The organism is Micromonospora sp. NRRL B-16802 (genome assembly GCF_001279555.1).
Lineage (GTDB): Bacteria > Actinomycetota > Actinomycetes > Mycobacteriales > Micromonosporaceae > Micromonospora > Micromonospora profundi.
Window position 1 is genome coordinate 39544 of record NZ_LGEB01000059.1, and the last position, 11627, is coordinate 51170.

At 72.0% G+C, this 11627-nt stretch carries 10 protein-coding genes; 7 read left to right on the forward strand and 3 right to left on the reverse strand.

Annotated features, from left to right (window positions below):
* The first annotated feature begins 19 nt into the window (after positions 1-19).
* Positions 20-1192: a zinc-dependent alcohol dehydrogenase gene (locus ADK66_RS15220; RefSeq protein ID WP_053655737.1), complete on the forward strand. Its 1173-nt coding sequence runs from the start codon at positions 20-22 to the stop codon at positions 1190-1192.
* Positions 1193-1392: 200 nt separating this feature from the next.
* On the opposite strand, the gene ADK66_RS15225 is transcribed toward ADK66_RS15220, so the two are convergent.
* Positions 1393-2871: a glutamate--cysteine ligase gene (locus ADK66_RS15225; protein WP_053655852.1), complete on the reverse strand. Its 1479-nt coding sequence runs from the start codon at positions 2869-2871 to the stop codon at positions 1393-1395.
* A gap of 181 nt (positions 2872-3052) precedes the next feature.
* Here ADK66_RS15225 and ADK66_RS15230 point away from each other — a divergent pair, with 181 nt between their 5' ends.
* The gene (locus ADK66_RS15230) at positions 3053-3391 is read left to right on the forward strand and encodes a DUF3817 domain-containing protein (RefSeq protein ID WP_053655739.1); all 339 of its coding nucleotides are present in this window, start codon (positions 3053-3055) and stop codon (positions 3389-3391) included.
* A gap of 70 nt (positions 3392-3461) precedes the next feature.
* Here ADK66_RS15230 and ADK66_RS15235 read toward each other — a convergent pair whose 3' ends face one another.
* On the reverse strand, positions 3462-4010 hold the full coding sequence (locus tag ADK66_RS15235) for a hypothetical protein (RefSeq protein WP_197281529.1): 549 nt from the start codon (positions 4008-4010) through the stop codon (positions 3462-3464).
* A gap of 142 nt (positions 4011-4152) precedes the next feature.
* Here ADK66_RS15235 and ADK66_RS15240 point away from each other — a divergent pair, with 142 nt between their 5' ends.
* The 3 genes from ADK66_RS15240 to ADK66_RS15250 are packed head-to-tail and all read left to right on the forward strand — an operon-like array spanning position 4153 to position 8190.
* On the forward strand, positions 4153-5277 hold the full coding sequence (locus ADK66_RS15240) for a Vms1/Ankzf1 family peptidyl-tRNA hydrolase (protein ID WP_053655741.1): 1125 nt from the start codon (positions 4153-4155) through the stop codon (positions 5275-5277).
* Complete coding sequence (locus ADK66_RS15245; protein ID WP_053655743.1) at positions 5270-7024, forward strand: thiamine pyrophosphate-binding protein; 1755 nt, start codon at positions 5270-5272, stop codon at positions 7022-7024. The genes ADK66_RS15240 and ADK66_RS15245 overlap by 8 nt, the downstream gene beginning before the upstream one ends.
* A gap of 50 nt (positions 7025-7074) precedes the next feature.
* Positions 7075-8190 (forward strand): iron-containing redox enzyme family protein, encoded by a 1116-nt coding sequence (locus ADK66_RS15250; protein ID WP_053655745.1) that lies wholly within the window; start codon positions 7075-7077, stop codon positions 8188-8190.
* 94 nt (positions 8191-8284) lie between these two features.
* Here ADK66_RS15250 and ADK66_RS15255 read toward each other — a convergent pair whose 3' ends face one another.
* A complete protein-coding gene (locus ADK66_RS15255) occupies positions 8285-8515 on the reverse strand; it encodes a CDGSH iron-sulfur domain-containing protein (protein ID WP_053655748.1) in 231 nt (76 codons plus the stop codon).
* Between the two features lie 243 nt (positions 8516-8758).
* Here ADK66_RS15255 and ADK66_RS15260 point away from each other — a divergent pair, with 243 nt between their 5' ends.
* Both ADK66_RS15260 and ADK66_RS15265 read left to right on the forward strand, forming a co-directional pair.
* The gene (locus ADK66_RS15260) at positions 8759-10162 is read left to right on the forward strand and encodes a hypothetical protein (RefSeq protein WP_053655856.1); all 1404 of its coding nucleotides are present in this window, start codon (positions 8759-8761) and stop codon (positions 10160-10162) included.
* 222 nt (positions 10163-10384) lie between these two features.
* A complete protein-coding gene (locus ADK66_RS15265) occupies positions 10385-11548 on the forward strand; it encodes a SigB/SigF/SigG family RNA polymerase sigma factor (RefSeq protein WP_053655750.1) in 1164 nt (387 codons plus the stop codon).
* Positions 11549-11627: the final 79 nt, after the last annotated feature.

The window sequence follows — 11627 nt, forward strand, 5'->3', positions numbered from 1 at the left end:
ACGCTTCGGAGGATTCCGCATGAAGGCCACCGCCTGGATGGGCACCGACCACGTCAAGGTGATCGACGTACCCGACCCGAAGTTGATGAACGCCCGCGACGCGATCGTGAAGATCAGTACCACCGCGATCTGCGGGTCCGACCTGCACCTCTACCACGGCTACATACCGGCGATGCGCAAGGGCGACATCCTCGGACACGAGTTCATGGGCGAGGTCGTCGAGGTCGGGCCGCAGGTGCGCAACCTCAAACCGGGCGACCGCGTCGTGGTGCCCTTCCCCATCGCCTGCGGACACTGCTCGTCCTGCCAACGTGGCCTCTACTCGGTCTGCGAGAACTCCAACCCCAACGCCGGCATAGCCGAGAAGGTCATGGGCCACTCGCCGGCCGGCATCTTCGGCTATTCCCACCTGCTCGGCGGGTACGCAGGCGGCCAGGCCGAGTACGCCCGGGTGCCGTTCGCCGACATCGGCCCGCTCAAAGTGCCCGACGAGATCCCCGACGACCAGGCGGTGACGCTCGCCGACGTGTTCCCGACCGGCTACATGGGCGCCGAGATGTGCGACATCAAACCCGGGCAGGTCATCGCCGTCTGGGGCGCCGGGCCGGTGGGACTCCTCGCCGCGGCCAGCGCCCGCCTCCTCGGCGCCGAACGAGTGATCGTCATCGACCGCTTCCCGTACCGGCTGCGCCTCGCCGAACAGCACGCCGGCGCCGAAACGATCAACTACGAGCACACCGACGTGCTCGACACCCTCAACGAGCTGACCGCCGGCCGGGGACCCGATGCGTGCATCGACGCCGTCGGACTGGAAGGCCACCACGGAAACGCCGCGATCTACGCGTACGACAGGGCCAAGCAGGCCACCCGTACCGAGACGGAACGCCCGTTCGCACTGCGCGAGGCGATCCTCGCATGCCGCTCCGGCGGAGTGGTATCGGTCATCGGCGCCTACGGTGGCGTCGTCGACAAGTTCCCGATGGGCGCGTTCATGAACCGCTCGCTGACCATGCGTACCGGCCAGTGCCACGTCCAGCGCTACACCCGTCCGCTGCTGGAACGCATCCAGCGAGGCGAGATCGATCCGAGCTTCGTCGTCAGCCACCGCATGCCGCTGCGCGACGCCCCGAAGGGCTACAAGATCTTCCAAAAGAAGCAAGACGAGTGTACGAAGGTGCTGCTCAAAGTCTGACCAGTGCCCGGACGCCTCCAGTCGAGAGAAGCGTCGCCCGTCGTGTCGCCCGTCGTGTCGTGTCGCCCGCTCGTCGTGCTGCGCCGCGCCGCGCCGCGCGCCGTGCGCTTGTCCGCGCCGTGCGCTGTCCGCGCCGCGCGCTCCGCCCCTGCGGTGGGGAGTGGCTGGGGGAGTGGTGGGTGGGTTCGTGGGACGGAGGGTTAGGGGATTGGCCACTCATGGACCGGGCGGTTGCTGTGCATCAGCGTCACGTAGTGCCGGACCACCTCGCGTAGCGCCTCCGGCCGGTCCAGATGGTCAGCGGACTCCAGTCGGTGCAGTGTCTCCACCTGCCAGCTCGCGCCGTTGCGGCCGGTGAGGCAGCGCTGCTCGATGATGTTCAGCAGCCGGTCGCGCTCTTCCGGGTCGAGGCCCCAGCGGTCCAGGCCGTGGTGCGCCAACGGCAGCAGTCGGCGCAGCACCAGTTCGGTGACCGGAAGGTAGCCGAGGCCCGGCCAGAAGACCTGGGCGTCGATGCCGTACCGGGCGCAGCTGTTGAAGTTCTCCTCGGCGGCGCTGAACGACATCTGCGACCACAGCGGCCGGTCCGATTCAGCCAGGGCGCGGACCAGTCCGAAGTAGAAGGCGCCGTTGGCGATCGTGTCCAGCACTGTGGGGCCGGCGGGCAGCACCCGGTTCTCCACACGCAGGTGCGGGCGGCCACGCGACACGTCGTACACGGGGCGGTTCCAGCGGTAGATCGTGCCGTTGTGCAGCCGCAGCTCGGCCAGGTTGGGCACCTCGCCGGCCGCGAGGGTCTGCGCCGGATCCTGAGCGTCGCAGACCGGCAGCAGCGCCGGGAAGTAGCGCACGTTCTCCTCGAACAGGTCGAAGACAGTGGTGATCCAGCGTTCGCCGAACCAGACCCGGGGTCGTACCCCCTGGGCTTTGATCTCCTCCGGCCGTGTGTCGGTGGCCTGCTGGAACAGCGGGATGCGGGTCTCGCGCCACAGCTCCCGACCGAACAGCAGCGGCGAGTTCGCGCCCAACGCCACCTGGATGCCGGCGATTGCCTGCGCGGCGTTCCAGTAGTCGGCGAACTGCGCCGGGCTGACCTGGAGGTGGAACTGTGTGCTGGTGCAGGCCGCCTCCGGGGTGATCGTGTCGGCGGTGACCGACAACCGCTCCACCCCGCTGATGGAGATGGGCAGGTCCTCGCCACGGGCGGCGAAGATCTGCTCGTTGAGCAGCTTGTAGCGAGGATTCGCCGAGAGGGTGTCGGCGGTCAGGTGTTCGGGCCGCAACGTCGGCAGAATGCCGATCATGACCATGTGCGCGCCGATGGCCCGGGCCTTCTCCTCCGCGGCGTTGAGGCTGGCCCGCACGTGCTCCTCGAAACCGGCGGTGCCGGTGCCGGTCAGCCGACGCGGCGGCACGTTGATCTCGATGTTGAACTGGCCCAGCTCCGTCTGGAAGTGCGGGTCGGCGATGGCCGCCAACACGTCGGCGTTGCGCATCGCCGGGTCCGAGGCCTCGTCGACGAGGTTCAGCTCGATCTCCAGCCCCGACATGGGCCGGTCGATGTCGAACCGCGACTCGCGCAGCATCTCGGCGAAGACGTCGAGGCAGTTGCGGACCTTCTCGCGGTAGCGGGCCCGGTCCTCCCGACTGAAGGTGCGTACGCCGACATCTTCGCCCATGGTCACCACCCTGTCACCGCTGGTTCCCCTAACCTTGCACGGCTGCACGGGCGGGGGAAGACCCGACGCACCTTTCCTACCCACTGACGGGCCTGGTGATCCCTGTCGCGCTCGCGTGGTCCGTGCGGATGTGGCCTACCGGCGCCGCTACCATTGCCGCCCGAGAGGTGGTGGCGTGCGGATGCGCAAAAAGGTGACCCGGCTGTTCGTCGCGGCGGCGATCGCCGAGGCCTGTTCCTGGCTGGCCCTGCTGGTCGGTATGGCTGTCAAGTACGGCCCGCCGGACAACGAGCTGGGCGTGAAGATCTTCGGCCCGATCCACGGCGGCCTCTTCGTCGCGTACGGCCTGCTTGTCCTCGCCATGGCCCGCCTGCACCGGTGGAGCATCCCGGCTACCGTCGTGGCACTTGCCTGCGCCGTGCCGCCGTTCGCGACGATCGTCTTCGAGCGCTGGGCGCAGCGCCGGGGCATGCTCGGCAGCGCCGACCGATCCACCCGCGAGCCCACCCCGGTCGGCTGACCCGCCCGTACACACGCAAGCCGCGCCCGGCCCAGGCGGCGGGCCCGGCACGAGCGCGCCGCCCGGCTGGTCAGGTCAGCGCGGAGCAGGCCGTCACACCGGCGAGCAGGAGTACGCCCACAAGGGCCTGCAACAGCAGCGGCGGGCCGAGGTGGGACCAGAGCGTGGCGGTACGCGGGGTGAGCAACTGCCCGGTGGTGAGGTTGACGATCCGCTCGATCCGGGGCGGCAGGTCCGGGTCGCGTTGCGGGCGCAGTGTGAGCTGGACGTGGTCGGCGGGGTGCAGAGCGCTCTGCGGCAGATGACCGTGTAGCTCCACCTCGCAGAGCTGGCCTGCGGTGTTGCGCAGCCGTACCGGCGTGACGAGGTATTCCGGGCCCTTCTTCAGCTCCTTCCAGCGGCGCCTGGTGCCGCCACCACCGAAGGAGAAGAGCGCGCGCAGCAGCAGGGCGGGCAGTCGGGCGAACGCCGCGGCTGTGAGCACCGCGACGAGCACCGGTTGACCGATGCGTACCTCGCGGGTGTAGCCCTCCAGGAGGCGGACCAGCCGCCCGGTGACGATGCGCTCCGTCGGGTGAACGATCCGACGTGTATCGAGGCCGCTGTCCATTTCCACCACCGAGAGTCCGCGTGTGTTCACTGATCGTATCGATTTCGCCGGTTGAACGACGTGAATGAAACCTGGTCACGGGGTCACGGCCGCGAGGTGACATCCCTGGCGACCCGGGTAAGCGGGGGGTCGAGCTGGAAAGGGGTCGAGCATGCAGCTGTCCTTCCTGCGCCCGCTCTACGACCGACCCGGGCCGTGGTGCTCGGTGTACCTGGACGCCTCCGCCGACACGGAGGACGCCCATCCCGCGCTGGACCTGCGCTGGCGTGCTCTCGAACGCAGCCTTGCCGAACAGGGCGCCGACGAGGCGAGCATCGCCGCGCTGGACCGGGTGATCCGGGGTCACGACCCGATGGTCGGGGACTACGGCCTCGCGGTCTTCGCCAGCCACGGCCGGGTGGTGCTCTCCGAGTACCTCTCCGCGCCGCCGCTGCGCGACCTGGCGAACTTCGGGCCGTTGCCGCACGTGATGCCGCTGCTCGCGCAGCGCGGCGAGCAGGTGGCCTGGGTACGGGTCCTGGCCGATCGCACCGGCGCCGACGCGATAGCGATCAGCGCCGGAGGGGTGCCCCGACGGGCGCACGTCTCCGGGCGGGACAGCTTCCCGCTGCGCCGCGTGCAGCCTGGCGGCTGGTCCCAGTCGCACCACCAGAGGGCCGCCATGGAGGCGTGGCACCACAACGCTGGCGACGTCACGGCGGCGACAGTCGAACTCGCCGAGAAGGTCGGCGCGGAGGTGGTGGTCGTCGCCGGTGACGTCCGCGCCACCGGGATGATCGCCGCCCAGATGCCTGAGCGCTGGCAGGACGCGATGGTGCGTACCGATGCCGGCTCGCGGGCCGGCGGGGCGGACCAGACGCTGCTGGACGACCTCACGGTGCAGACCATCGCCGAGGTCGCCGACCAGCGGATCACCGCCGCGCTGGACCGGTTCGGCGTGCAGGAGGACGTCGGCGCCGGCCTCGACGCCGTCGTCTCGGCCCTGCAACGCAACCAGGTCGACACGATGCTCATCGTGGACGACCCGTCGGCAAACGGTGAGCTGTGGATCGGCTCCGAGCCGACCGAGATCGCCGTCGACAGGGGCCAGCTCGCCGCCATGAGCGTGGACGACCCGCAGCGGGTACGCGCCGACGCGGCGCTGGTGCGGGCGCTTGTCGGCACCGACGCGGCGTTGACCGTGCTGGGCCCGGACGAGGCGCCCGACCTGACCGACGGCGTCGGCGCGGTCCTGCGGTACGTCGACGCGAGCACGCCGGGGCGGGGCAATGGCTGAGCGCCTTGTCGCCGACCTCCTTGTGGAGCGACTGCGCGCCTGGCGGGTGCCACGGGTGTTCGGCTATCCCGGCGCGGCGATAGCCCCGCTCGTCGACGCGCTCGACAACTCCGGCGGCGACCCGGCGTTCGTCCCGGCCCGGCACGAGGAGACGGCCTCGTTCATGGCCACCGGGCACGCCAAGTTCACCGGCGGCATCGGGGTCTGCCTGGCCACCCAGGGGCCGAGCGCTGTGCAGCTGCTCAACGGCCTGTACGACGCCAAGCTGGACAGCAAGCCGGTGGTGGCGATCGTCGGTGAGGACATCACCGGTCCGCTCGGCGGCGCGCACCAGCAGATCGGGTTGAGTCGACTGTTCGGTGACGTGTGCAACCAGTTCGTGCGGTACGCCCGCAGCCCGGAGGCTGTGGCGTCCCTGCTGGACCAGGCGTTCCGTACGGCGGCGGCGACCCGCAGCCCCACCTGTGTGGTGCTGCCCCGGCATCTGCAGGAGGCGGTGGTGCCCAAGCTGCAGTCGCTGGGCGCCGGCGTGATCACCGCGACGCCGGGGGAGCCGCTGGCCCGGGTGCTGCCGCACGAGGTGGACCTGGACGCCGCCGCGCAGGTGCTGGGCAGCGGTCAGCGCACAGCGATCCTTGTGGGTCAGGGTGGCCGGGGCGCGGCAGAGGAGATCATCGAGCTGGCCGACCGGCTGGGCGCGGGTGTGGCCACGTCGCTGCTGGGCAAGCCGGTCCTCGACGAGCGTCTGCCCTTCCACGCCGGGGTGCTCGGTGAGGTCGGCACCCCGGCCGCGGCGGAGCTGATGGGTGGCTGCGACACGCTGCTGCTCGTCGGCACGAACGACCCGTGGACCGACTACTTCCCGATGCCCGACCAGGTCCGCGCCGTGCAGATCGACATCGACGGCACCCGGATCGGCAGCCGCTATCCGGCGGATGTGCCGCTGGTCGGCGACGCCGCCGAGACGTTGCGCGCGCTGCTGGCCCGGGTACAGGGCCAGCCGAACCAGCAGTGGCGAGCGACGGTGCAGAGCGCTGTCGACAGATGGCGGGCCGATGCCGCCGACCGGGCCGCCCAGCCCGCCGAACCGATCAATCCGCAACTGGTGCTCCAGGAGCTGTCCAACCGGATCCCGCACGTCGGGTCGGTCGCTGTCGACGTCGGGTCGGTCCTGTTCTGGTACGCCCGGCACCTCGTCCTGCCGCCGGGGGTGAACGCGCAGTTGTGCGGCACGCTCGGCTCGATGGGCTGCGCCCTGCCGTACGCGGTGGCCGCCAAACTCGCCACGCCCGACAAGCCCGTCATCGCGCTTGTGGGTGACGGCGCCATGCAGCTCAACGGCCTCGCCGAGCTGATCACGGTGTCACACCACTGGCAGAAGTGGGCCGATCCACGGCTTGTGGTGCTGGTGCTCAACAACCGTGACCAGTCAGGCATGGGCGGTGGTCGACCGGCGTCACCCGACACGACGACCCGCCGCCCCGACGTGCCGTACGCCGGATGGGCCCGGCTGTTGGGGTTGCACGGCGTGCGGGTGGACCGACCGGAGTTGGTCGGCGCGGCCTGGGACGAGGCGTTGGCCGCGGACCGTCCGTGCGTACTCGAAGCGGTGGTCGACCCCGCTGTGGCGCTGGCCCCGCCGGAGCCGGCCTTCGCCGACCTGCGTGGCCTGTACGCCGAGGGGGAGCCGGCCCGGCGGATACGCGAGCAGGTGGAGCAGGCTGTGGCCGTGCAGGATGTCGTTTAGGCGCATCCGGCCAGGGCATCAGTAGCGGCCCTGATGATGCTGGAGGTCCCATGTCGGAGCCCGCCGACCGCCGTTACGGTCCTGCGTCTCTGCCGCAGCCGCGCGGCCCGCTGTCCGCCGCGGTGACCGGCGCTCTGCGGAGTACGCCGCACGACCTGCCGCCCACCCTGGGCGCCGACCTGGACCCGGCCGACGCGCTCACCGACGAGGACCTGCAACTGACGCTGTTCCTCTGCTACGAGCTGCATTACCGCGGCTGGCGCGGTGTGGACGAGGGCTGGGAGTGGCAGCCGACGCTGTTGGCCCTGCGGGCCCGCGCCGAGCGTCCCTTCGAGGCGGCGCTGCGCCGGCTGGTGGGCTCACCGCCGGTGCCGCCCGGCGGGGTGGCGGCAGGGCTGACCGAGCTGGTTGAGGCCGACGACGGGCCGCCGTTGGCCCGTACCTTGCAACGGCACGCCGACCTCGCCCAGTTCCGTGAGTTCGTCGCCCACCGCTCGGTGTACCACCTGCGCGAGGCGGACCCGCACAGCTGGGCGCTGCCCCGCCTCGGAGGGCCGGCCAAGGCCGCCCTCGTCGAGATCCAGACCGACGAGTACGGCAACGGCCGGCTGGAGCGGATGCACGCCGAGTTGTTCCGGCGCACCCTGGGACGGCTCGGAATGGACACCGACTACGGCGCCCACCTGGACGCGGTGCCCGCCGTGACGCTGGCGACGAACAACCTGATGTCGCTGTTCGGGTTGCACCGGCGGCTGCGGGGGGCGCTGCTCGGGCACCTCGCGGCCTTCGAGATGACGTCGTCGCTGCCCAACCGCCGGTACGGCAACGGGCTGCGCCGCCTCGGTCTGGACGAGGTGGCCACCCGCTTCTACGACGAGCACGTGGAGGCCGACGCGGTGCACGAGCAGATCGCCGCGCACGACCTGTGCGGCGGTCTCGTCCGGGCGGAGCCGGCGCTGTCCGGCGATGTGCTCTTCGGAGCGGCGGCGGCCCTCGCGGTGGACCGGCTGTTCGCCGGGCACCTGCTCGACAGTTGGGCTGCCGGCCGCAGTTCGCTGCGCTCACCCGCCCCGCCGCCTGCCGCCCTGGCCGCGCCGGCGTCCATCTCGCTCGCCGGGGCGGTCTCCGGTGCGCGGGCACTGCCGGCCGAGCCCGTCGTCGCCTGACAGCGCCCAGCCGGTGTCGCGGGCCGTCCCGGCACCTCCCTGCGGACATCACCTTCCTCCCGGCGCTCCGGCGGCGGGACGCGACCCTCGACGGTCAGCTCTCGCGGGCGGTGCCGGCACGGAAGTTGATCATCTTGTGGGTGCCGTCGCAGAACGGCTTGAGCGCCGACTTGCCGCACCGGCACAGCGCCACAGTGCCCCGGCGGGCGTCGATCCGCTCGCCGTCCGGGGTGACGAGCGCGAAGTCGCCACGGACCAGCAGCGGTCCGTCCTGGTACGGGGTGATCGTGGCGGCGGGCAACTCGCTGGCGTCGTCGGTGCTCATGGGCCCGGAAGTGCCCGCCCCGGCCGCGTCGAAACCGGTGCGGCGGCCCGGGACCCGATGGCCCTCGCAAGCCCGCGCTGCCGCCGTGGGGGTGATCGTCGGGCAACGCCACCGATGAGCGGCGCAGCCCGCCGACCTGTGGATTCGTGCCGCCGGGTGGGTGATGTGCCGTTTGAACCCCATCGGGACGGGAAGCCGGGCCGCGTGGTGAGCGAACGAGGCAAGGTGGAGCCGGTGCACACGGTGCGCAAGGGGCTCACGGCCAATGGTGCCGGTCTGGCCGGCGACCGGGTGGTGGCCGTGGGCAGCGCCGCCCGGGTCCTGGTCGCCGCCACCGCACGGGCGCTGCGCGGCGCGGACTGCGCGGATCTCGGGCAGGCCGGGCCGATGTCCCGCTTCCCGGGCGCCCCCGAGCCGGTACGCCGCGCGGTGGCCACCCGGGCCGCCGGCCGGGTCGTGCTCACCGACGGCCAGGTCGACGAGGTGGACGGGGCGCGGGTGGCGCGCTGGTTCGTCGACCAGTACCCGAGGGGGCAGTACCCGGGCGTGCTTCTCGGCGGCCCGCACGGCGCTGCGGCGCATCTCGCGGTGGCCCTCGGTGTGCCGTGGCTGCCGACGGGCTTCGAGATGACAGCGCAGTGGCCCGGCGGCGCCGTGGACCGCCCGGCCGAGGCACTGGAGCACGGTGGGGCGCTCGCTGCCCGGCTGCACGCCGGCAACCCGGACCTGCACCTGCGCCAGGTGCACTGCCCGGCCAGCCGAGGATCGTTGAGCGGGGTGACGGTGTCGCTGGCGGCGCGCTGGCGGACGCTGCCGGCCGCGTACACGCAGTTCCTCACCGACCGGTTGAGCGCGGGGGCCCCCGTCGTGCTGGTCCGCGACGCGCGGAGCTGGCCGGTGCTGGAGCGCGGTCCCGGCCACAGCTTCCAGGTCGGATGCCCGGCCAGCGGACTGGACCCGGTGGACTTCCACAGGGACAGTCACGCCCTGCGGCAGGTGCTGCGGTCCGTGGGCGGGGATGCCGCCCGGTGGGAGCCGCCGGAGGTGTCAGTGCCGTCCGGTGACGCCGAGCACGGCACGGACTCGGGTTTTGAGCTGGCCAGCAGGGACTGGGCCGCCCGCCACCAGCATCCGCTGCACCGGGTGCTGGTGCCACGACCGGCGGCGCTGAGCGCGGCGGTTGCCGACCTGTACCGGCGGTGGCTGCGCGGCGCCGGCAAGACCGGTGACCGGCTTGTGGTGGAGTGCGGCCGGTTGCTCGACCCGTGGCAGGTGGTGCGGGCGGGGCTGGTGCCGTACTGGTGCGAGAACGCCACCCGGCGCAGCGTGGACGAGGCGGAGTGGTGGTTGGCCGGCAGCGAGGCGTTCAGCTCGGTGGACGTGCTGCCCGAGCCGCCCGGGGTCCGCTCACCCGCCCTTGCCGGGCTGCCGCAGTGGCTGGCGGTGGCGGGCTTCGGCCGGCGGCGTCGTGCCCTGGACCGGACCGCCGCCCGGGGGTACCCGGTGACCTCGGTGCCCACCCGCCGGGCGACAGAGGTGCTGCGCGCCCAGCCGTACGACCTGCCCGTTCCGCCCCCGCTGGGGGCCGCTGAGGCGCTCTCCGTGCTCCGCGACTGCGGCGGCCACCAGGGGTTGCTGGTCTCCTGAGGCGGAGCACGCCGAAACTTCCTCGCGAACCCGGGGTCCCGTGATTGAGTACCTACGGAGCGGGAACATCGCTGACTGCGACGGCCTGATTGCGCTGCGCAGAGGCGTTGTCGCCCGCTGGCATCCCAGTCACTGACCCACTTTCCGGCCCGGTGCGTGGCTCGACCACGCGCACGACCGGTTTCCCGATCCGGGCGGGGGACCTTCCTGAGGGAGGCGCGGATGTTCGGACAGACGAGCACGGGCACGACCAGCACCACTACCACCACGACCACACCACCGCCTACCGAGCGTGGTCTGGAGGACCTCGACTCGGCGGCACTGGCGTACGCGGCCCGGATCGAAGGGCTGCCGCCGGAGCGGCGGCAGGAGGCACGGGACGACCTGGTCCGCTTCGCGCTGCCGTTCGCCGGTCGGCTGGCCCGCCGGTACCGGGGGCGGGGAGAGCCGCTGGAGGACCTGGAGCAGGTGGCTCGCCTGGGGCTTGTCAACGCCGTCGACAGGTATGACCCGGAACGGGGCTCGTTCACCGCGTACGCGGCGATCACCATCGTCGGGGAGATCAAGCGGCACTTCCGGGACCGCACGTGGGGTGTGCACGTACCCCGGCGGTTGCGTGACCTGATCCTGGAGGTGGGGCAGGCGACGGCGGCGCTGACAAGCGAACTGTCCCGGGCGCCGTCTGTGGCCGAGCTGTCGGCCCGGCTGGAGACGCCGGAGGCGGAGATCCTCGCCGCGCTGGAGTCGGCGGCCGGCTACAGCCCGGCGTCGTTGAACGCGCCGGTGGGCGGGGAGAGCTCCGCTGAATTCGGTGACCTGGTCGGCGAGTCGGACAACGCGCTGGAATCGGTCGACGACCGGGTGACCGTCAGCGGGCTGCTGCACCGGCTGCCCTGGCGGGAGCGCCGCATCCTGGCCATGCGTTTCTACGGCAACCAGACCCAGGCGGAGATCGCCGCCCGGTTCGGCATCTCGCAGATGCACGTCTCCCGGCTGCTGTCGCGGGCGCTGACCTGGCTGCGGCAGGCGATGCTCGCCGACGCGCCGCCGCCCTGGCAGAACGGCGTGGCCGAGCCGGACCCGGGCAAGACCCGCATCTCGGTGAAACAGAACGGCGACCGGGTGGTCGTGGAGGTCGGCGGCGAGATCGATCGGGACGGCGCCGACCAGTTGCGCCGCGCGATGCTGGAGGCTGTCACCGGCCAGCCGAGCGAGGTCGTCGTCGATCTGGTCGGCGCGGGTGGCTTCGACGCCGGCGGGATCGCCGCGCTGATGGCCGGGCGGGACGCCGCGGAGCGCACCGGCGTGCCGCTGCGGCTGACCCGGGTGCAGCCGGCGGTACGCCGCTCGCTGACCGCCGCCGGTATGGCACCCGCCCGGGACTGACCGGGCGGCGGTCGCGACCGTATGCAACACGACGAGGGCCGACACCAGCGTGGTGTCGGCCCTCGTTCGCGTACCTGTG

Bases quoted from the DNA above. Each gene is read 5' to 3' on its own strand.
- ADK66_RS15250 (WP_053655745.1), top strand. From the start codon at position 7,075: ATGTCGGAGCCCGCCGACCGCCGTTACGGTCCTGCGTCTCTGCCGCAG.
- ADK66_RS15240 (WP_053655741.1), top strand. From the start codon at position 4,153: ATGCAGCTGTCCTTCCTGCGCCCGCTCTACGACCGACCCGGGCCGTGG.
- ADK66_RS15245 (WP_053655743.1), top strand. From the start codon at position 5,270: ATGGCTGAGCGCCTTGTCGCCGACCTCCTTGTGGAGCGACTGCGCGCC.
- ADK66_RS15265 (WP_053655750.1), top strand. From the start codon at position 10,385: ATGTTCGGACAGACGAGCACGGGCACGACCAGCACCACTACCACCACG.
- ADK66_RS15225 (WP_053655852.1), bottom strand. From the start codon at position 2,871: ATGGGCGAAGATGTCGGCGTACGCACCTTCAGTCGGGAGGACCGGGCC.
- ADK66_RS15220 (WP_053655737.1), top strand. From the start codon at position 20: ATGAAGGCCACCGCCTGGATGGGCACCGACCACGTCAAGGTGATCGAC.
- ADK66_RS15230 (WP_053655739.1), top strand. From the start codon at position 3,053: ATGCGCAAAAAGGTGACCCGGCTGTTCGTCGCGGCGGCGATCGCCGAG.
- ADK66_RS15255 (WP_053655748.1), bottom strand. From the start codon at position 8,515: ATGAGCACCGACGACGCCAGCGAGTTGCCCGCCGCCACGATCACCCCG.